The organism is Pseudomonas sp. FW300-N1A1 (assembly GCF_058789115.1).
This window is the reverse complement of sequence record NZ_JBYTBK010000016.1, coordinates 15,227-34,690: the sequence shown is the minus strand read 5'-3', so window position 1 is coordinate 34,690 and position 19,464 is coordinate 15,227. Positions and strand designations below refer to the sequence as shown.

At 61.1% G+C, this 19,464-nt stretch carries 15 protein-coding genes; 5 read left to right on the top strand and 10 right to left on the bottom strand.

All coding sequences use genetic code 11. The features are described from left to right. Positions 1-55 precede the first annotated feature (55 nt). Positions 56-1,249: a cell division protein FtsZ gene (gene ftsZ, locus AC3WQN_RS13330; RefSeq protein ID WP_103400784.1), complete on the top strand. Its 1,194-nt coding sequence runs from the start codon at positions 56-58 to the stop codon at positions 1,247-1,249. Between the two features lie 112 nt (positions 1,250-1,361). Beyond that, positions 1,362-2,273, top strand: a complete 912-nt coding sequence (gene lpxC, locus AC3WQN_RS13325; RefSeq protein ID WP_003171886.1) for a UDP-3-O-acyl-N-acetylglucosamine deacetylase — start codon at positions 1,362-1,364, stop codon at positions 2,271-2,273. A gap of 82 nt (positions 2,274-2,355) precedes the next feature. On the opposite strand, the gene AC3WQN_RS13320 is transcribed toward lpxC, so the two are convergent. The 7 genes from AC3WQN_RS13320 to AC3WQN_RS13290 all read right to left on the bottom strand — a co-directional run bounded on the left by AC3WQN_RS13320 (position 2,356) and on the right by AC3WQN_RS13290 (position 12,531). Further along, positions 2,356-3,864, bottom strand: a complete 1,509-nt coding sequence (locus AC3WQN_RS13320) for a sensor domain-containing diguanylate cyclase (protein WP_103400783.1) — start codon at positions 3,862-3,864, stop codon at positions 2,356-2,358. Between the two features lie 343 nt (positions 3,865-4,207). Next, on the bottom strand, positions 4,208-5,476 hold the full coding sequence (locus AC3WQN_RS13315; RefSeq protein ID WP_103402073.1) for an OprD family porin: 1,269 nt from the start codon (positions 5,474-5,476) through the stop codon (positions 4,208-4,210). Between the two features lie 245 nt (positions 5,477-5,721). Continuing rightward, complete coding sequence (locus AC3WQN_RS13310; RefSeq protein ID WP_103402063.1) at positions 5,722-5,946, bottom strand: hypothetical protein; 225 nt, start codon at positions 5,944-5,946, stop codon at positions 5,722-5,724. Positions 5,947-6,229: 283 nt separating this feature from the next. Further along, a complete protein-coding gene (locus AC3WQN_RS13305) occupies positions 6,230-7,594 on the bottom strand; it encodes a heavy metal sensor histidine kinase (RefSeq protein WP_103402064.1) in 1,365 nt (454 codons plus the stop codon). Continuing rightward, a complete protein-coding gene (locus AC3WQN_RS13300) occupies positions 7,587-8,261 on the bottom strand; it encodes a heavy metal response regulator transcription factor (protein ID WP_103402065.1) in 675 nt (224 codons plus the stop codon). Before AC3WQN_RS13300 ends, AC3WQN_RS13305 begins: the two co-directional genes overlap by 8 nt. An 8-nt stretch (positions 8,262-8,269) precedes the next feature. Further along, positions 8,270-11,365, bottom strand: a complete 3,096-nt coding sequence (locus tag AC3WQN_RS13295; RefSeq protein WP_103402066.1) for a multidrug efflux RND transporter permease subunit — start codon at positions 11,363-11,365, stop codon at positions 8,270-8,272. Further along, positions 11,362-12,531 carry an efflux RND transporter periplasmic adaptor subunit gene (locus AC3WQN_RS13290; protein WP_103402074.1) on the bottom strand — a complete coding sequence of 390 codons (1,170 nt, stop codon included), beginning with the start codon at positions 12,529-12,531 and terminating at the stop codon, positions 11,362-11,364. Before AC3WQN_RS13290 ends, AC3WQN_RS13295 begins: the two co-directional genes overlap by 4 nt. 236 nt (positions 12,532-12,767) lie before the next feature. On the opposite strand from AC3WQN_RS13290, the gene AC3WQN_RS13285 reads away from it, so the two are divergent. Beyond that, positions 12,768-13,013, top strand: coding sequence for a hypothetical protein (locus AC3WQN_RS13285; RefSeq protein ID WP_095079851.1), 246 nt, complete (start codon positions 12,768-12,770; stop codon positions 13,011-13,013). Positions 13,014-13,327: 314 nt separating this feature from the next. On the opposite strand, the gene AC3WQN_RS13280 is transcribed toward AC3WQN_RS13285, so the two are convergent. The 3 genes from AC3WQN_RS13280 to norR all read right to left on the bottom strand — a co-directional run bounded on the left by AC3WQN_RS13280 (position 13,328) and on the right by norR (position 16,552). Then, positions 13,328-13,654 (bottom strand): hypothetical protein, encoded by a 327-nt coding sequence (locus AC3WQN_RS13280; RefSeq protein ID WP_103402067.1) that lies wholly within the window; start codon positions 13,652-13,654, stop codon positions 13,328-13,330. 170 nt (positions 13,655-13,824) lie between these two features. After that, complete coding sequence (locus tag AC3WQN_RS13275; protein WP_095079856.1) at positions 13,825-14,727, bottom strand: chemotaxis protein CheV; 903 nt, start codon at positions 14,725-14,727, stop codon at positions 13,825-13,827. A gap of 268 nt (positions 14,728-14,995) precedes the next feature. Next, positions 14,996-16,552: a nitric oxide reductase transcriptional regulator NorR gene (gene norR, locus AC3WQN_RS13270; protein ID WP_103402068.1), complete on the bottom strand. Its 1,557-nt coding sequence runs from the start codon at positions 16,550-16,552 to the stop codon at positions 14,996-14,998. A gap of 157 nt (positions 16,553-16,709) precedes the next feature. Here norR and hmpA point away from each other — a divergent pair, with 157 nt between their 5' ends. Both hmpA and AC3WQN_RS13260 read left to right on the top strand, forming a co-directional pair. After that, positions 16,710-17,891, top strand: a complete 1,182-nt coding sequence (hmpA, locus tag AC3WQN_RS13265) for an NO-inducible flavohemoprotein (RefSeq protein WP_103402069.1) — start codon at positions 16,710-16,712, stop codon at positions 17,889-17,891. Positions 17,892-18,190: 299 nt separating this feature from the next. Further along, on the top strand, positions 18,191-18,700 hold the full coding sequence (locus AC3WQN_RS13260; RefSeq protein WP_103402070.1) for a disulfide bond formation protein B: 510 nt from the start codon (positions 18,191-18,193) through the stop codon (positions 18,698-18,700). The last annotated feature ends 764 nt before the right edge of the window (positions 18,701-19,464 follow it).

Below are 19,464 nucleotides of genomic sequence, written 5' to 3'. Positions count from 1 at the left end.
CAACACGCAGTAGGCGCAGTAGGCGAAAAAACTAGAGAAATGAAGGAGAGGGAAAATGTTCGAACTCGTAGACAACATCCCCGCAAGCCCGGTTATTAAAGTTATCGGTGTTGGCGGTGGCGGCGGCAACGCTGTCAATCACATGGTCAAGAGCAACATTGAAGGCGTTGAGTTCATCTGCGCCAACACTGATGCCCAGGCGCTGAAAAGCATCGGTGCACGGACCATCCTGCAACTGGGCACCGGCGTGACCAAAGGCCTGGGTGCCGGCGCGAATCCTGAGGTCGGTCGTCAGGCCGCCCTGGAAGACCGTGAGCGCATTGCCGAAGTGCTGCAAGGCACCAATATGGTGTTCATCACCACCGGCATGGGCGGCGGTACCGGTACTGGTGCTGCGCCGATCATCGCCGAAGTGGCCAAGGAAATGGGGATCCTCACCGTTGCGGTGGTGACCCGTCCGTTCCCGTTCGAAGGCCGCAAGCGTATGCAGATCGCCGACGAAGGCATCCGTCTGCTGTCTGAAAGCGTCGACTCGTTGATCACCATTCCCAACGAGAAGCTGCTGACCATCCTGGGCAAGGACGCAAGCCTGCTGTCGGCTTTCGCCAAGGCTGACGACGTTCTGGCCGGTGCCGTTCGCGGTATCTCCGACATCATCAAGCGTCCAGGCATGATCAACGTCGACTTTGCCGACGTACGTACGGTCATGAGCGAAATGGGCATGGCCATGATGGGCACTGGCTGCGCCAGCGGTCCTAACCGTGCGCGTGAAGCGACCGAAGCGGCGATCCGCAACCCGTTGCTCGAAGACGTGAACCTGCAAGGTGCACGCGGCATCCTGGTGAACATCACCGCCGGTCCTGACCTGTCCCTGGGTGAGTACTCCGACGTGGGTAGCATCATCGAAGCCTTCGCTTCCGAGCACGCCATGGTCAAGGTCGGTACCGTTATCGATCCGGACATGCGCGATGAACTGCACGTGACTGTGGTTGCCACCGGCCTGGGTGCTAAAATCGAGAAACCTGTGAAGGTCATCGACAACACCGTTCACACGTCCATGACCACCGCAGCGGCTCCAGCCCATGCCACACGTCAGGAAATGCCGTCGGTGAACTACCGCGACCTGGATCGTCCAACCGTGATGCGCAACCAGGCTCAGGCCGGTGCGGCAGCGGCGGCGAAGCTCAATCCGCAAGACGATCTGGACTACCTGGACATCCCGGCTTTCCTGCGTCGTCAGGCCGATTGATGGAATGTATCAGGGCTATGAAGGTGATTGGTGTTCAGCAAAGGTCTGGTCTGCTATTATCGCCAGCCTTTGTTGATACCAGTTCGCAATTTGCGCTGAAGCGGTCCAAGCCATGATTAAACAACGCACCCTGAAGAATATTATTCGTGCCACAGGTGTAGGTCTGCACTCCGGGGAGAAGGTATACCTGACCCTCAAACCTGCACCTGTCGACACCGGCATCGTGTTTGTTCGTGCCGACCTGGACCCTGTGGTGCAGATTCCTGCTCGCGCGGAAAACGTTGGCGAAACCACTATGTCGACCACATTGGTCAACGGTGACGTCAAAGTGGACACGGTGGAGCACTTGCTCTCGGCCATGGCTGGCCTGGGCATCGATAACGCCTACGTCGAGCTCTCCGCGTCCGAAGTCCCGATCATGGATGGTAGCGCTGGCCCCTTCGTATTCTTGATTCAATCTGCCGGCCTGGAAGAACAGGACGCAGCCAAGAAGTTCATTCGCATTCTGCGGGAAGTGACAGTAGAAGACGGCGACAAGCGCGCCACCTTCGTCCCGTTCGAAGGCTTTAAAGTGAGCTTTGAGATCGATTTCGATCACCCGGTGTTTCGTGACCGCACTCAAAGTGCCAGCGTGGATTTTTCCAGCACTTCGTTCGTAAAAGAAGTCAGCCGCGCCCGGACCTTTGGTTTCATGAGTGATATCGAGTACCTGCGCAAGCACAACCTCGCACTCGGCGGTAGCGTTGAAAACGCCATCGTGGTCGACGCTGATGGTGTACTGAACGAAGACGGCCTTCGCTATGAAGACGAATTCGTGAAGCACAAGATCCTCGACGCCATTGGTGACCTCTACCTACTGGGCAATAGCCTGATTGGTGAGTTCAAAGGCTTCAAGTCGGGCCATGCACTGAACAACCAGCTTCTGCGCAAATTGATTGAGCAGACAGATGCTTGGGAAGTCGTGACCTTCGAAGACGCCAGCACTGCACCGATCTCTTACATGCGCCCTGTTGCGGCTGTGTAAGTAAAAACCTCTCTAGTTTTTAAAGGCTGCCTTCGGGTGGCCTTTTTTTATGCCTGCGCTTTTGTCGTGATCAGCACGCGGGCTATGCCTGGGCGCTGATCACTCGGTTGCGTCCGGCGCGCTTGGCCTGGTACAGCGCCTTGTCGGCCGTGTACAGCAGGTTTTCCAGGCTTTGCGCCGGATGTCCGGTGGAGGTGCTGAGGCCGATGCTGACGGTCATCGGCGATTCGTCGTTTTCAAATGGTGGCAGGCGTTCAACCGCTGTCCGGATGTTCTCGGCAATGCGCAGTGCACCGGCGGTGTCGGTTTCGGGCAGCACCGTCGAAAACTCTTCGCCGCCGTAGCGTGCGGCGAGGTCACCCGGGCGGCGGATGTTTTCATTGATGACCTTGGCGAGGATCCGTAGCGCATCATCACCGCGCTGGTGGCCATGTCGATCGTTGAAGGCCTTGAAGTGGTCGGCATCGATCATCAGCACCGACATCGGCTTGCCCGAGCGCTGTGCGCGGGCCCACTCGCGTTGCAGCACCTGGTCAAGGGTGCGGCGGTTGGCGACGCCAGTGAGTGAGTCCGTGGCCGCCAGCTGTGCCAGCTCGCTCTCGGCGTGCTGGCGCAGTCTCAGCTCGCGACACAGCAACAACGTCAGCCACATCAAGCCGATACAGAGCACGCCGGTGGCCCCGCTGATCACGTAGGCGGTGCGTTTCCAGGCCGCGAAGACCTCATCCATGGACAAGGCCACACTCACCGTCAACGGCAGGTTGCCCACCCGGGAGAAGGTGTACAGGCGCTCGCGCTGATCCATGCTCGAGACGCTGCTGAAACTGCCACTGCCCTCACGCATGATGCGTATGACGTTCGGCCGGCTACCGTAGTTCTTGCCGATGCTGTCATTCTCCAGCATCGGCTTTTGCGCGAGCATTATGCCGTCCTTGTCGAGCACATTCAGGGTGCTGTCAGTCCCGATGTTCAGGCTGTTGAACAGTTCGTCAAAGTAGGCAAGGCGCATGGAGGCGACCGCCACGCCGAGAAAATCCCCGGCGGGCGAAGAGATGCGGCGGCTGAAGCTGATGCGCCACTGATTGCTGTCAGAGCATTCGCAGCGGGGTTTGAACGGACGGCTGATAAACATTCCGGTGTCACTGTTGAAGGCGTGGGCGAGGAAGTAGTCGCGGTCGGCAAAGTTGCCAGGCTTGGGTTCAACCAGTGAGGAGTCGGCAATGACGTTGCCATATCGGTCCAGTAGCAGCAGATCGCCCTTGAAGCGTGCGGTGCTGGAACGGTCGAACAGCACCAGGTGGCGAATCTCTGGCGACACCTGCTTTAGATCGTCGCGCTGGGCAGCGGCTATCAGTCCTTGCAGTGACAGGTCATAGAGTTCGACGTTACGCAGCACATCGGCGTCGATCAACTGGACGATATTGGTCGCACTGCGGGTGGCCGACTGCATGGCATTGGCGTGTTCGCGAATCAGCAGGAAGGTGACGATGGCGAGGATGGCGATCACCGTCAGCGAGCTGCCAAGAATCAGCATGAACTCTGGCCGACGTGTAGTACCTGTCATATGAAAGTCGGTGCGGCTTGGGGTCATGGTTCTGATTTCTGCAGAGGGACGTCATCAGCGTAGTTCCCGAACGAGCCGGGAGGCGGTGCAGGTATCAGTTTGTTGATGGTTTTTGCCTGGCCGCCTGTATAAATCCCGGGCATGAAAAAGGCCAGCGCAAAGGCTAATGCCAGTCAGTTAAGAGAAATAAAGCCGAACACGAAACCCGTGGCGAGGAGCTTGCTCCCGCTGGGCTGCGTAGCAGCCCCAAAACAGGGCCGCTTTGCGCCCCAGCGGGAGCAAGCTCCCTCGCCACGGGTTCTATGTTCGGCTGGTCTTTGGCTTAACTGATCGGCATTAAGCGCAAAGGCTGGCCATTTTAACGGTTTTGCTAGAAAACGTTCAGTGGGTAATCGACGATCACCCGGTACTCATCGGTGTCGGTGTCCAGCGCGCCATAACCGTTGCCGCCTCGGTTGCTGGCCCATTGCAAGCGGACGGACAGGTCCTTGGCCTTGCCGCCCTGGACCACGTAGCGCAGGTCGAGGTCGCGCTCCCAGTGCTTGGCGTCTTTACCCTCTGCATTGTAGTAGCTGGCATAACCCCGGCTGTCCGGGTCGACCTTGGTCAGGTCCAGGGTGCCACGGGAATACGACACCGCCGAGGTCAGGCCCGGAATGCCCAGCCCCGCGAAATCATAGGCGTACTTGAGTTTCCACGAGCGCTCGTTCGGGCCGTTGAAGTCGGAGTACTGCTGCGAGTTGTCGAGGTAGACGCTGTCGCCTTGGGCAATGTAGTCGAAGGGCGTGTTGCCGTTCACTCGCTGATAAGCAGCGGTAACGCTGTGGTGACCTGCCTCGACGGTGAAGTGCAGGCTGTAGGTGTTGTTGTCGATCGTCCCCAGCAGCGCATCGCCGGTGTCCTGGGTGTGGTAGTAGTGCAGGCCCGGGTTGAGGCTGACCCGTTCATTCAGCGCGTAGCGGTAGTCCAGGTCGTAGTAGTACTGGTTCCACACGTCCTTGAGCTCGGAGGCGTAGAGGCTGCTGGTCAGGTCCGGCACGCTGCTCCAGGCCACGCCGGCCCAGTTCAGGTGCTGGCTTTCGTCGCCCTCGGCCAGCTTGCCGTAGGAGGTGCCGATGCGTTGGTGCCCGCTCTGGTTGTAAGGTTTGGTGAAGCTGGCCTGGCCACCTTCGATCAGCCAGCCGTCGAAGCTGTGGTTGCTCAGGCTGACACCACGGAAGGTCTGCGGCAGCATGCGGCTCATGCCACCGGCAATCACCGGGTTGTTGAGGAACAGGTCACCGGCTTTGAGTTCGGTCTCCAGGGCGCGCATTTTCAGGGTGGCGCCGCCGGTCGAGAATGAGCCGGGGGCTTTACCGTTGCCATCACTGACCGGCAGGATGCTGGAGCTGTCGGTGCCGCCACCGCCGTCGAGCTTGAGCCCGAGCATGGCATGGGTGTCGACGCCAACACCGACGGTGCCCTGAGTGTATCCCGACTCGAAAATGCCGAGGAACCCCTGGCCCCACTCGATGTTGTCGTCGGTCTGCTGCAGGCGGTTGCGGTTCATGTAGTAGTTGCGGGCGCTGAGGTTCAAGCTTGAACCTTCAACGAAGCCTTGGCGATCGGGATCTTCCGAGGCCTGGGAATGGGCGGTCATCGTTGCGGCGATTGCAATGAACAGTGGACTGAGTTTTGCAGTGATACTCACGTGGGGTACAGCTCCTTGGGTCAATAACCTATGGGGTTATTGTTTGAAATCCGGTGTTTCTTATTCAGTAGTGACGAAGCACGGAACGGTGCAAACACAACAAAAAAAAGCCGCTGATAGCAGCGGCTTTTAAGACAACTTTACCCGGGATAGAGCCGGGTAAAGTGTCGAGGGAAACGTCGAAGTGGTGCCGCTCAGCTCTCTTTTTCAACCGGTGGTTGCGCCTGGAGAGCCGATGTATTCGGGGCTTGCTCAGGGTTTTGTGCCTTGGCGGTCAGCTCGGTCTGGGCCTTGTCGAAGGCGTCGGCGCGCGCGGCGTTGTGCGCGACAAATGCCTGTGACTCTTCAGCCATGGCGAACGGTGACAGGAACAAGGAAGACAAAACGAACGCGCTGGCAATACCCATACTGTTGGACATCTGGAAAACCTTCTTGCTTGGCAAGTGCTGTTTGGTGCGGGCAAAGATAAGGGCCAGGGGCGTGGGGAAACAGAGCGGATTGCAGAAAGGACTGTTGCACCAAAGGCAATAGTGCACAGGGAGTGGAGCTCCCCGTGGCGAGCGAGCTTGCTCGCGCTGGGCTGCGAAGCGGCCCCAAAACGTGCAACACGATTGCATCAGGCACACCGCACATGCCGGTTTGACGACTGCTCCGCAGCCGAGCGCGAGCAAGCTCGCTCGCCACGGGTAATCGGGAGGGAGGTTACACCGGCAAATAGATCCCGAAGGTATTGACCCCGTCATCACTGCGCACAAACACATCGCCACCGTGCATCAGCGCAATCGCCTTGACGATGGCCAGCCCCAGGCCGTGGTTGGCGCCACTGTTGCTGCGCGAGGCATCGACCCGATAGAAACGCTCGAACAGGCGTGTCAGGTGTTCGCTGGCAATCGGCTCGCCGGGGTTGGTCACCCCCAGGCTGACCTGATGTCCACGGGTCTGGATCCGCACCTGAATGACCTGGCCAGGGGCGGTGTGTTGCACGGCGTTGTTCAGCAGGTTGATCAGCGCCCGGCGCAGGTGCGCGATCTCGATCCGTACCTGGGCGTCGCCGCTGACCTGCACCTGCACCTGGGCGTCCTCAAGAATGAAGTCCAGGTAATCCAGGGTGGTTGCGACCTCGCTCGCCAGCGAAGTGGTGGTCAGTTTGGTGGCCTTGCTGCCCTGGTCGGCGCTGGCCAGAAACAGCATATCGTTGATGATCGAGCGTAGTCGTTCCAGTTCTTCAAGGTTCGATTGCAGCACTTCAAAGTAGTGTTCCGCCGAACGTCCGCGCGTCAGCGCCACCTGGGTCTGACCGATCAGGTTGGTCAGGGGGGAACGCAGTTCATGGGCCACATCGGCGTTGAACGACTCCAGGCGTGTATAGGCCTGCTCCACCCGTTCCAGCGTCGAGTTGAAGGCGCTGACGAACTGATCGAGCTCCGGCGGCAACGGCGACAGTTGCAACCGCGCCGACAGCAATGGCGGCGCGAGGCGTTGCGCTTCCTGAGATAACTTGATCAGCGGCTTGAGGCCTATCCGTGCCACCCAGTAACCCAGTGCCGAGGCCAGCAGCACGCCGATGATCGCCAGGCTGATCAGGGCGATCAGTAGGTGATGCTGGGTTTCATAAAAAGTCTGGGTGTCGATGCCGATCATGAACCGCAGCGGTGGACGTTGATCCTTGGCCGGGAACTGGCTGACCAGCACCTTCAGCGGGTAGGGCTGCTCCGGTAGTTTCAGGTCGCGCATGCCCAGCGGGCCTGCGGCGAAGGCACGGATCTGCGGGGTGATAGCGCCGTATTCGTAACGGCTATCGCCGCTGACGATCCAGAAGCTGATGCGCTTGTCTTCTTCGCCTAGCAGCTTGAGCTTGTTGTTGATCTTGACCCAATGCTCCGGCGTGCCGTAACGGCCCACCGTGGATTCGAGCACGCTGTAGCGCGCATCCAGTTCGGCCTCCGGCAACAGGCCCAGGCCCTTGTCGACCTGTTGGTACAGCGCCCAGCCGATCAACAGGAACACCAGCGCCGCCACCAGCGTGAACATTGCGCTCAAGCGTAACGCGATCGAATTTCTAGGCACGACGGCTCTCCAGCACATAACCCATGCCGCGAATGGTGTGCAGCAGTTTCTCTTCGAACGGCCCGTCGATTTTCGCCCGCAGGCGTTTGATCGCCACTTCGACCACATTGGCATCGCTGTCGAAATTGATGTCCCAGACCATCTCGGCAATCGAGGTTTTCGAAAGGATTTCACCCTGGCGCCGGGCCAGTACGCTGAGCAACGAAAACTCCTTGGCGGTCAGGTCCAGGCGCGTGCCGCCACGGGTGGCCTTGCGGCTGATCAAATCGATCCACAGGTCGGCAATGGTCACTTGCACCGGCTCGTGGCCGCCACTGCGCCGGGTCAGGGCTTGCAGGCGGGCGACCAGTTCGAGAAAGGAGAAGGGCTTGCCCAGGTAATCGTCGGCGCCTTCGCGCAGGCCGCGGATCCGGTCTTCCACGCGCTCGCGAGCGGTGAGCATGATCACCGGGGTCTGCTTGCGCGCGCGCAGGGCTCGCAGTACCCCATAACCGTCGAGGCCCGGCAGCATGACGTCGAGGATGATCACCGCGTAATCGCTTTCCAGCGCCAGGTGCAGGCCTTCGACGCCATCGGGGGCGAGGTCGACGGTGTAGCCCTGTTCGGTCAGGCCGCGGTACAGGTAATCCGCGGTTTTTTCTTCGTCTTCGATAATCAGAACGCGCATGGCCCGCCTCAGTGTGTGGTCGCCAGCGCGGGGGCTGGTGTAGGCCGATGAAACAGCCGCTCAAGCCACAAGTATATGACTGGCGTGGTAAACAGCGTCAGCGCCTGGCTGACCAGCAGCCCGCCAACCACGGCAATCCCCAGCGGCTGGCGCAATTCGGCGCCGGTGCCGTGACCGAGCATCAGCGGCAGGGCGCCGAGCAGGGCGGCGAGGGTGGTCATGATGATCGGCCGGAACCGCGTCAGGCAGGCCTTGTAGATTGCCTCCTCGGGGCCGAGCCCGCCGTTGCGCTGGGCGTCGAGGGCGAAGTCGATCATCAGGATGCCGTTCTTCTTGACGATGCCGATCAGCAGCACCAGGCCGATCAGGGCCATGATCGAGAAGTCCTGGCCGAGGATCCACAGCATGATCAGCGCCCCAAGGCCGGCTGATGGCAGGGTCGAGATGATCGTCAGCGGGTGCACGAAGCTCTCGTAGAGCACCCCCAGAATGATGTACACCGCCAGCAGTGCCGCGAGGATCAACCAAGGCTGGCTGGCCAGCGAACTCTGGAACGCCTGGGCCGCGCCCTGGAAGTTGCCGTTGACCGATGCCGGCATGCCGATCTCGTTTTTTGCCTGATTGAGCAGCATCACCGCATCGCCCAGGGCGACGCCGGGGGCCAGGTTGAACGACAGGTTGGCCGCCGGGAACATGCCGTCGTGGGCAATCGACAGCGGGCCGCTGCTGGGCGCGTCGAAACGGGCCAGCGCCGACAGCGGTACCATCTCGCCACTCAGGGGCGAGCGCAGGTAGAAGTAGGCCAGGCTTTCGGCCTTGCCCCGTTGCCGGGTGTCGAGTTCGAGAATCACGTTGTACTGGTTGATCTGGGTCTGGAACTCGTTGACCTGGCGTTGACCGAAGGCATCGTAGAGCGCTTCGTCGACGTCGCTGGCAGTCAGCCCGAAGCGTGCGGCCGCCGCCCGGTCGATGGTGATGTGGGTGATGCTGCCGCCCAGTTGCAGGTCGTTGGACAGGTCGCGGAATGCCGAGATGCCCCGCAGTTTTTCCGTCAGGCGCTGGGTCCACAGATTCAGCGTCTGGCCATCGTTGCTCTTGAGCACGTATTGGTACTGGGCCCGGCTGGGGCCGGAGCTCAAGTTGATGTCTTGCCCGGCGCGCAGGTACAGCACGATACCCGGGACGGTCATCAGTTGTGGCCGAATCCGGTCGATGAACTGGCTGGCCGATACGTCGCGGTCACCGCGCTTTTTCAGGGCGATCCAGAATCGGCCGTTGGCGATGGTCTGGTTGCTGCCGGAGACGCCTACCGAGTGGGAAAACGCCTGGACGGCGGGGTCAGCGGCGACAATTTTCGCCATAGCCAAGTGTTTTTTCACCATGTCGTCGTAGGAAATATCAGCGGCGGCTTCGGTGGTGCCGAGGACGAACCCGGTGTCCTGCACAGGGAAAAAACCCTTGGGGATAAAGACATAACCGGCGACGGCCATGCCCAGGGTCAGGCCGAAAACGCCCAGCATCACCTTCTGGTGGGCCAGGGCGCGGCGCAACCCCCGTTCGTACAGCCCCAGCAGGTGCTCGCCAACGCCGGGCCTGGCGTGGGCATCATGGGTTGGCGCGCGCATGAACAGGGCGGCCAGCGTCGGGGCCAGGGTCAGGGACACCACCACCGAAATCAGGATGGTGGACGTGGCGGTGAGCGCGAACTCCTTGAACAGGCGCCCGACCACACCGCCCATGAACAGCAACGGAATGAAGGCGGCCACCAATGAGAAGCTGATCGAGATCACGGTAAAGCCGATCTCGCCGGCCCCCTTGATCGCCGCCTCGCGCATGTCGTCGCCGGCCTCCAGGTGCCGGTGAATGTTCTCCACCACCACAATCGCATCGTCGACCACGAAGCCCACCGAAATCACGATCGCCACCAGCGTCAGGTTGTTGAGGCTGAAGCCCATCACGTACATCAAGGCGAAGCTGGCGATCAGCGAGACCGCGAGCACCGCGCAGACAATCAGCGTCGCCGACAGCTGGCGCAGGAACAGCGCCATCACCGCGACCACCAGCAAAATGGCGATCAGCAGGGTGAGCTCCACCTCATGCAACGAAGCGCGAATGGTCTGGGTCCGGTCGATCAGTACCTTGACCTGCACCGATGCCGGGAGCATGCCCTCAAGGTCGGGCAGCGCGGCCTGGATCCGGTCCACGGTGTCGACGATGTTGGCCCCCGGTTGCCGGAAGATCACCAGGTTGACCCCCGGCTGCTCACCGGACCAGGCCTGCACGTAGGCGTCCTCCGAACCATTGACCACCTTGGCCACGTCACGCAGGTGGACCGGCGCACCGTCTTTGTAGGAGACGATCAGTTGGGCGTACTCGTCCGGCTGGAACAACTGGTCGTTGGTCGACAGCGTGGAGATGCTCGACTCGCCGTACAGCGCGCCCTTGGCCAGGTTGAGGCTGGTTTGCTGAAGGGCCAGGCGAATGTCGGCCAGGGTCAGGCCGATGGCGGCGAGCTTGTCGGCGGAGGCCTGTACCCGAATCGCCGGGCGCTGCTGGCCGGTGATGTTGACCTGGCCGACGCCGTCGACTTGGCTCAGTTGGCGTGCCAGCAGGGTCTCGGCGTAGTCGCTCAGTTCAGTGCCGGGCATTTGCGTCGAGCTGACGCTGAGAATCAGCACCGGGCTGTCGGCCGGGTTGACCTTGCGCCAGGTCGGCAGCGTCGGCATGTCCTTGGGTAGTTTGCCGGCGGCGGTGTTGATCGCCGCCTGGACTTCCTGGGCCGCGGTATCGATGCTCTTGTCGAGGGTGAACTGCAGGGTCAGGTTGGTCGAGCCCAGGGCGCTGCTGGAAGTCATCTGGGTCATGCCGGGGATGGCGCTGAATTGCACCTCCAGCGGCGTCGCCACCGACGAGGCCATGGTGTCCGGGCTGGCACCGGGTAACTGGGCGTTGACCTGAATGGTCGGGAACTCGGCCTCCGGCAGTGGGGCGATCGGCAGGCGCGGGAAGGCGATCAGGCCCAGCAGCACCAGGGCGAAGGTCAACAGCACGGTGGCCACCGGGTGATCGATGCACCAGGCGCTGATTCCGCCACGGGCCTTCATGGCTGTTGCTCCGTGTCGATGGTCCCGGACAGCTCTGGTGGGTCGCGGAGAATCTGCACGGTGGCCCCCGGCTTGAGTCGCGACTGGCCGTCGCTGACCAGCACGTCACCGGCCTGCACGCCCTTGATGATGTTCAGGCGGCTGTCCTGGTACACCATCTGCACCGGCACCGATTCGACCTTGTCCCCCTTGATCCGGTACACGAAAGGCTGCTCCAGGCCCCGCTGGACCACCGTCGGCGGCACTACCAGGGCATTCTTGTCCAGCGCGGTCTGGATCTTGATGGTCACCAACTGTCCCGGCCAGAGTTTTTGCCCGGGGTTGCTGAACACGGCCTTGGCGCGGAGGGTGCCGGTGTTGGCATTGATCTGGTTGTCGATCAGGCTCAGGTGGCCTGCACCGAGCAAGTCGCCGGTCTGGCCATCGGTGTCGGCGCCCAGGTAGGCATAGACGTCGGCCGCTGGCGTGGCGCCGAGCAGTCCCTGCAGGGTGGGCAGCATGTGCTGCGGCAGGGAAAACTCGACGGCAATCGGATCGATCTGGGTCACCGAGAACAGGCCTTGGGTATCGTTTGTGCGCAGGAAGTTGCCTTCGTCCACGGTGCGAATCCCGACCCGACCCGTTACAGGTGAGTGAATCTGTGTGTAGGAGAGCTGCACTTGTGCGGCATCAATGGCCGCCTGATTGCCCTGCAAGGTGGCTTTCAACTGATTGACCAAGGCCAGTTGCTGGTCGTAGGTCTGCTTGGAGACTCCATCATCGACGCTCAGCAGCTTGTAGCGCTTGAGGTTGACCTCCGCCACTTGCAACTGGGCCTGGCTTTCCCCCCGTTGCGCGCGGGCTTGATCGAGGCTGGCGCGGATCCCGCGATCATCAATGGTGGCCAGCAGGTCGCCGGCCTTGACCCATTGACCTTCCTTGACCGGCAGTCTGGTGAGGATGCCGTCAATCTGCGGGCGAATGACCACGCTGTGCAACGACAGCACCGAGCCGATCCCGCTGACATAGCGCGGTACATCCCGTTCGACGACGCTGGCCACCCGCACCGGGATCACCGTCGGAGCGGCGAGTCGGGTGGTGGCTGGCCGGGTCAGGGCCCAGGCACCGAGGGCGACCAGAACGACGAGGGTGCCGAGGAGCAGGAGCGGTGTTTTTTTGATGGGCATCACATCGAGCGCCAAAGCAGATGAATCGGAAGAGGGGCCAGTATGCTCCCGTTATAGCCCTTCGATCCGGTCAGCACCGTGACTGCAAACTGACAGGGAGGACAGATTCAAGCCGCAAACGACAAGTCAGCGTCGATGCGCTTGATGCTTAAAGCTTGCAGCTGCTCTTCCCGCTATACTGCCGGCTTTCGCGGCCGGTCATCCGGACCCGCCTCAATGCAACACCCGGAGCCTTCATGAATTCCCCGATACAAACGCCTGCGGCTGACGACCAGGCTGACCTGCCAGACAGCGTCGACTCCAGCGCCGACAGCGAAAGCGACGCCGCGATCCCGGCCTTCAAGTTCCCGTTCAAACCGGGTGAACTGGCCGCTGCCAAGCAAGGCAATCAGCCGTGGTACAAGAACGGCGCCAAGAACGGGCACACCAAGGTGCCAGGCGCAGCGCCTCCGGGCACTCGTCGCTCGATGGGCAAGCGCTGAGTCGCTCGTCTGCCCGATCTGCCAGCCTTGGCAGCGTTGCGTGCCGCCTCGATCAGGCAGCGCGTAACGAGACAAGCGCGTCGCTCAGCAGCGCTGCCGTGGTGACCCGCCCCCCGATCGCCAGCATTTGTTCTGCAATGTTGTCGCCCGACAGTTGAAACATCCCTTCAGCAACCGAAGCCGATAGCGGCTGTACCTGAGCCTGATCCTGATCCTGATCCAGGGCCTGGGCACACCTGCATGACCTCGGCGCGTCAGCCGCCCGTATCCTGGCCTCTGCGAGGGGCAGTGGGCAAAGGCGAGTTGTGCGCCAGTCACTGGCTCTCGGTGGTCGGCCGGACCGAGTCCCATTCGCTGACATAGGCGGTTTTGCTTTTTTTGTTGTAGAGACACAACTCGGTGCCTGCTTGGCCTTTCATGTGTTTTTGCGGGTACTGACCCTGGAGCAACAGGGCGGTGTAGCCGACGCGATCATCGAACTGCGCGGCGTTGCCTACCGGTTTCGCGTGACTCAACTGGCTGGCCTTGGTGCAGCTGGCGAGCACGGCCTTGTCGTAGGCGGCCCAGGCATCGGGGGTGGAGGCGAGGGCCTGGGTGGCAAGGCTGGTCAGGGTGATGAAGAACAGGGCTGAGGTTTTCATGGCAGGGCTCCTTGGGGGCGTTGGAGTATGCCTGATGATTCGACGTCGTTTGTAAGGGGGCCTTCGCTGGCAATCTGGCCCCTGCAGCGGAGCCACGATCAATCTGCAGCGATTTCCCGATGGACTACGCGCATCCCGACATTTAACAGGTAATACGCCCCGCTCAAGGCTCAGTGACCTTGCTGTGCTACCGCTTTGGCAGCGTCGATCAGGCACTTGGTCAGCTCTGGCGAGGAGAACTTGGTCAGCACGGCGTTGGCGCCGGACAGACGGGCCTTTTCACTGTTCATCGCGCTGTCCAGGGAGGTGTGCAGCAGGACGTACAGGTGGGAAAAATCCGGGGTTTCGCGCAGGGTTCGCGTGAAGGCATAGCCGTCCATCTCCGACATTTCGATGTCCGAGACAATCAGGTTGATCTGCTGCGCGGTGCCTTGCAGGTCCAGCAGGCAGTCGATGGCTTCCTTGGCACTGCGCGCGGTGTGGCATTGCAGGCCTAGGTTGCGCAGCGTGTGCACGGACTGTTGCAGCGCCACCTGACTGTCATCGACCACCAGGATACGCGCGTTGCCCAGCACTTCGGCGTCTTCCATGCTCAGTTCGGTGGGCGCCATCTCGATCTGTGCCGGGGCGATGCCGTGGATGACTTTCTCGATGTCGAGCACCTGCACCAGCGTGCCGTCGACCGAGGTCACCCCGGTGATGTACGAGCGCACGCCGCCGGAACCGTAGGGTGGCGGGCGGATGTCGGTGGTCAGGCAATGGACGATCTTGCTCACCGCCTGAACGTGCAGGCCCTGTTTGGAGCGGCTGACGTCGGTGACGATCAGGCAGCCACCGTCCGGGTCCGCCAGTGGCCGCTCACCGATGGCCCGGCTCAGGTCGATGACCGACAACGAGGTGCCGCGCAAGGTGGCGATGCCTTTGACGTGAGGATGGGACTCCGGCAGCTTGGTCAGTGGCGGGCAGGGGATGATTTCACTGACTTTCAGCAGGTTGATCGCCATCAGCTTGCCGCTGCGCAAGGTAAAGAGCAGAAGCGAGAGTGAGTCTGCGCGGGCTTTGGTGGTGGACATATGAACCTTCTGTGGAAAAAGGTGGCGGGCGATCACAGGACCGCCAGCCACTATCGATACCGGGTTATCGACGTGTCGGGGGCAGGCTTTAGCCTTGACTGCCACAACAGGTCAATCGATGAGCCTCCGTGGCAAGGGAGCTTGCTCCCGCTCGGCTGCGCAGCAGTCGTCATCCGTACTGCCCGATGCAACCGGGTGCCTGCCTGGGAGTGCTACGTACTCCAGCGGGAGCAAGCGCCCTCGCCACATGAAGGCTGTCCGGCTGTTGTCACTTCATCCCCAGCCGCTTGGCCATCCGCCCCAGGTTCGCCCGGTCCAGGCCGAGCTCACGGGCAGCACTGGCCCAATTGTTCTGGTGGCGTTCAAGGCTGGCGCCGATCAGTTGGCGTTGATAGTGCTCGGTGGCCTGGCGCAGGTCGCCGATGCCTTCCGTCAGGGGCTGTGGCGCGTGGGGCTCAGGCATCGGCGGGGCGTCGGGTGTGTCGTGGGGCAAATCCAGGTCCGCCGCGCTGAGGCTCAGAATCTTCGGTCGCTCCCGGGTGTTGCCCAGGGCCTTCAGCGCGCTGCGGCCGATCAGGTGTTCAAGCTCGCGGACGTTGCCCGGCCAACTGTAGGCCAGCAGCGATGCCTGGGCGTCGCTGTTCAGGCGCAAGCTGTTGAGGCCCATGCGCGAGCGGTTCTGCTCAAGGAAAAAACCACTGAGCAACAGCACGTCCCGACCCCGGTCACGCAGCGCCGGGACCTGCAACGGATAAACGCTCAGGCGATGGTAGAAGTCGGCGCGGTAGCGGCCGTCGCGCACTTCCGCCGCCAGGTCACGGTTGGTCGCGGCGATCAGGCGCACGTCGACCTGGTGTTCCTTGTCCGACCCCAGGCGCTGCAACTGGCCGCTTTGCAGTACGCGCAGCAGCTTGGCCTGAACGGTCAGTGACAGTTCGCCCACCTCGTCGAGAAACAGGGTGCCGCCGTTGGCCAGTTCGAACTTGCCGCGCCGGTCGCTGGTGGCCCCGGTGAAGGCCCCGCGCACATGACCGAACAACTCGCTTTCCACCAGCGTGTCGGGCAGGGCGGCACAGTTGAGGCTGATAATCGGTTTGTCGGCGCGAGGTGATGCCGCATGGATGGCCTGGGCCACCAGTTCCTTGCCGACCCCGGTTTCCCCGGTGATCAGCACCGTCAGGTCGCTGCCCGCGACCAGATTGATTTCTTCGACCAAGCGTTTGTGGGCCTTGCTCTGGCCGATCATTTCCCGATTCTGCTGTCCGCTGGCCTGACGATAGACCTCGGCCCGTTGGTGTTCGTCTTCAACCCGATTGGCCAGCCGTTCGATGCGTTCGGCCGCATTGACGGTCGCCGCGGCGAGGCTGGCGAAAGCTTGCAGGGCATCCAGTTCGATGGGTTCGAAACGCTCCGGGTCCAGGGCATCCAGCGTCAACAAGCCCCATGGGTGTTCATCGATAAACAGTGGGCAGCCCATGCAATCGTGGACTTCCAGGTGCTCATGGAGGCCATCGACCAGCCCGTCGTACGGGTCCGGCAGGTGGCTGTCCGCGTCGAAACGCGTTGGGCCGGGGCTGCTGAGCAGCGCGGCAAAGCGCGGGTGTTCGCTGACCTTGAACCGCCGCCCCAAGGTATCCGTGCTCAGGCCATCCACCGCCAACGGCACCAGCCATTCGCCATCCAGGCGCAACAAGGCCGCAGCATCGCACGGGAGCAGGGCGCGCATGGCTTCGAGCAGGCGTCGGTAGCGCTCGCCTTCGGGCAATTCACGAGAAAGGTCAGAGACCAGTGGCAGTAGCGTGGTGAGCAAGGATTTTGCAGTCATATTGACTCCATGTAGTCGGGATGACTATAAGCCTGCTTGTGTCGATATGACTACATATTATTCAAGCTATTGATTTATAAGGATTTAATTGTTGGCATGAAAACTGATACCCAAAGGGTAATTCATTAGAAAAGCAGTCGTTCAGGAGTACCCCCTTATGCTTAGTGCGCAAGACCGTGCCATCGTCAAATCCACTGTTCCGTTGCTCGAAAGCGGCGGCGAAGCCCTGATCACCCACTTCTATCGCATGATGCTCTCTGAGTATCCAGAAGTGCGGCCACTGTTCAACCAGGCTCACCAGGCCAGCGGCGACCAGCCTCGGGCGCTGGCCAACGGCGTGTTGATGTATGCACGGCACATCGATCAGCTGGATCAACTGGGCGATCTGGTGGCCAAGATCATCAACAAGCACGTGGCCCTGCAAATTCTTCCGGAACACTACCCGATCGTCGGCAGCTGCCTGCTGCGAGCGATTTCCGAAGTGCTGGGTGACGAAATCGCCACGCCGCAAGTGATGAGTGCCTGGGGCGCTGCCTACGGTCAACTGGCCGACATCCTGATTGGTGCCGAAGCCGCGATCTACGACCAGAAAGCCGAAGCCGTCGGTGGCTGGCGCGGTGCGCGGGAATTCACACTGGCCAAGCGTGTGGAGGAAAGTGCGGAAATCACCTCGTTCTACTTCGAACCTGCTGACAAAGGGCCGATCCTCGCTGCAGAGCCAGGCCAGTACATCGGCATGAAGCTGGTGCTGGAAGGGGAAGAGATCCGTCGCAATTATTCGCTGTCGTCCCTGGGTAATGACGGTCAGTACCGCATCAGCGTCAAGCGCGAAGACGGTGGTCGTGCGTCGAACTACCTGCACGACCAGTTCCAGGTCGGTGCCAGCATCCAGCTGTTCCCGCCAGCGGGCGACTTCACCCTGACCGCCAGCGACAAGCCGCTGGTGCTGATCAGCGGCGGTGTCGGCATCACCCCGACCCTGGCCATGCTGGAAGCGGCACTGGCCACCGAGCGCCCGGTGCACTTTATCCACTGTGCGCGTAACGGCGCTGTGCATGCCTTCCGCGACTGGATCGACGGCCTGGCCGCACGTCATCCCCAACTCAAGCGCTTTTACTGCTATGCCGAGGATGACGGTGTCAGCCCGGCGGCGCACCAGGTCGGGTTGTTGAACCAGGAAACCCTTGGCCAATGGTTGCCTGAGCAACGAGACCTGGATGCTTATTTCCTGGGTCCCAAAGGCTTCATGACGGCGATCAAGCGCCACCTGAAGGCGTTGGGTGTGCCAGAGAGTCAGAGCCGTTACGAGTTCTTCGGGCCGGCTGCGGCGCTGGAATAACCCATCAGGCGCTCTCTCTGGTAAGTCGGTTCCTGCGGATGGTCGCCATCCTGTAGGAGCCGACTTGCCGGCGAAGGCGTCACTCGCCTCGCCACAGATCCCAACGTTTAATCCCCTGTTAATACGCCTGCCGTTAATTCCCTCCTGCTAAATCCCTCGGGTTATCCGCCAACACCAGACGTGCTCAACGGGCGCGGCCTGCGTGTAGACTGGCGGTCATTGATACCTGACAGAGGCCTGGCGCCTGGCGACCAAGGATCTGTCGAACACAACCTGCATGTTTGACGAAGGAAACCGGAATGAATGAGGAAATGATGCGGTTGGCGCGTGAGCGGCGTTATCTGGTGCTGCTGGGGCTGATCTGCCTGGCGCTGATCGGTGGTGCCCTGTACATGCAGATCGTGCTGGGCGAGGCGCCATGCCCGCTGTGCATCCTGCAACGCTATGCACTGCTGCTGATTGCAATCAGTGCCTTCGCCGGGGCGGCCATGCGCACCCGTCGTAGCATTAGCTTGTTTGAAGGGTTTGTGGTGATCTTTGCCCTGGCCGGCGCGGGCACGGCTGCGCATCACGTCTATACCCAGTTCTACCCGGCCGTCAGTTGCGGCATCGATGTGCTGCAGCCGATCGTTGACGGTTTGCCGCTGGCCAAGATCTTCCCGCTGGTGTTCCAGGTCGACGGTTTCTGCGCTACGCCATACCCGCCGGTCCTCGGTCTGTCGCTGGCGCAGTGGGCCCTGGTGGCCTTCGTGTTGACGGCGGTACTGGTGCCGTTGCTGGTCTCGCGCAACCGCAAGCACCTGAACTGAAGGCGCTCGCCACCCTCGGCAGAGCAGCCCCTGAAAACGCCCCGGTCCTCGCAAGAGGCCGGGGCGTTTTGCATTTCAGTCACCCGGTAGAGGCATCGTGATGTGGGGCAAAGAAGGGTGCGGCGCATGTGCGACATGTTGTCACAGCTTTGGTGTGGCAAGGCATTTCAAAAATTGCGTTTAGTCATTGAAAGATACAAAGAAATAGCCTGAAAGAACGCAGTAACTGAAACCCGGCAAGACAGTGCAGCGGGCAGTTTTAACAGGCTTGGGCGAATGGCCGCAGGCCTTGTGAAAAGGGGGCTTTGGCGAGTCGGGGGATACCCGGGATAGTCCCTAAGCTGTCTGAATTGCTGGCAGTAGGCCTACTTTTTTTGGGGTTCTTGTTGAGAATTAATCGCGATAAGATCGGCAATCTTTACAGGATTCGTTAATGATTGTTGCCGTATCCGATAAAAATTATTTCGAGATGAGACATGGTTTATAAAACGTTACATATCTACAATCGCCCGCACTGAAATTCCGGCACTGCTCACCCCTGAGCAGAGAAGGGTGGTCGAGGAGCCGTTTCAAGGCTTCATGCGACCCCGGGTGTCGGCGCCTTCCACGTATCCGCACCAAATGGAATTGGTCTGTAACTAGGCCTTTGACCACGAATTCGAATAAGAACTCAACGCTAGCCCAGGATGTGTCGATCGCCATGTAAGCGCGACGGGCAGGCCCTTATTCAATCCAAGAAAAATGCCAACCCTTGGCAGGGTGAA

What these genes read in the sequence shown, in the direction of transcription:
- ftsZ (WP_103400784.1), top strand. Translation starts at nt 56, where the DNA reads ATGTTCGAACTCGTAGACAACATCCCCGCAAGCCCGGTTATTAAAGTT.
- lpxC (WP_003171886.1), top strand. Translation starts at nt 1,362, where the DNA reads ATGATTAAACAACGCACCCTGAAGAATATTATTCGTGCCACAGGTGTA.
- AC3WQN_RS13320 (WP_103400783.1), bottom strand. Translation starts at nt 3,864, where the DNA reads ATGACCCCAAGCCGCACCGACTTTCATATGACAGGTACTACACGTCGG.
- AC3WQN_RS13315 (WP_103402073.1), bottom strand. Translation starts at nt 5,476, where the DNA reads ATGACCGCCCATTCCCAGGCCTCGGAAGATCCCGATCGCCAAGGCTTC.
- AC3WQN_RS13310 (WP_103402063.1), bottom strand. Translation starts at nt 5,946, where the DNA reads ATGTCCAACAGTATGGGTATTGCCAGCGCGTTCGTTTTGTCTTCCTTG.
- AC3WQN_RS13300 (WP_103402065.1), bottom strand. Translation starts at nt 8,261, where the DNA reads ATGCGCGTTCTGATTATCGAAGACGAAGAAAAAACCGCGGATTACCTG.
- AC3WQN_RS13295 (WP_103402066.1), bottom strand. Translation starts at nt 11,365, where the DNA reads ATGAAGGCCCGTGGCGGAATCAGCGCCTGGTGCATCGATCACCCGGTG.
- AC3WQN_RS13290 (WP_103402074.1), bottom strand. Translation starts at nt 12,531, where the DNA reads ATGCCCATCAAAAAAACACCGCTCCTGCTCCTCGGCACCCTCGTCGTT.
- AC3WQN_RS13285 (WP_095079851.1), top strand. Translation starts at nt 12,768, where the DNA reads ATGAATTCCCCGATACAAACGCCTGCGGCTGACGACCAGGCTGACCTG.
- AC3WQN_RS13280 (WP_103402067.1), bottom strand. Translation starts at nt 13,654, where the DNA reads ATGAAAACCTCAGCCCTGTTCTTCATCACCCTGACCAGCCTTGCCACC.
- AC3WQN_RS13275 (WP_095079856.1), bottom strand. Translation starts at nt 14,727, where the DNA reads ATGTCCACCACCAAAGCCCGCGCAGACTCACTCTCGCTTCTGCTCTTT.
- norR (WP_103402068.1), bottom strand. Translation starts at nt 16,552, where the DNA reads ATGACTGCAAAATCCTTGCTCACCACGCTACTGCCACTGGTCTCTGAC.
- hmpA (WP_103402069.1), top strand. Translation starts at nt 16,710, where the DNA reads ATGCTTAGTGCGCAAGACCGTGCCATCGTCAAATCCACTGTTCCGTTG.
- AC3WQN_RS13260 (WP_103402070.1), top strand. Translation starts at nt 18,191, where the DNA reads ATGAATGAGGAAATGATGCGGTTGGCGCGTGAGCGGCGTTATCTGGTG.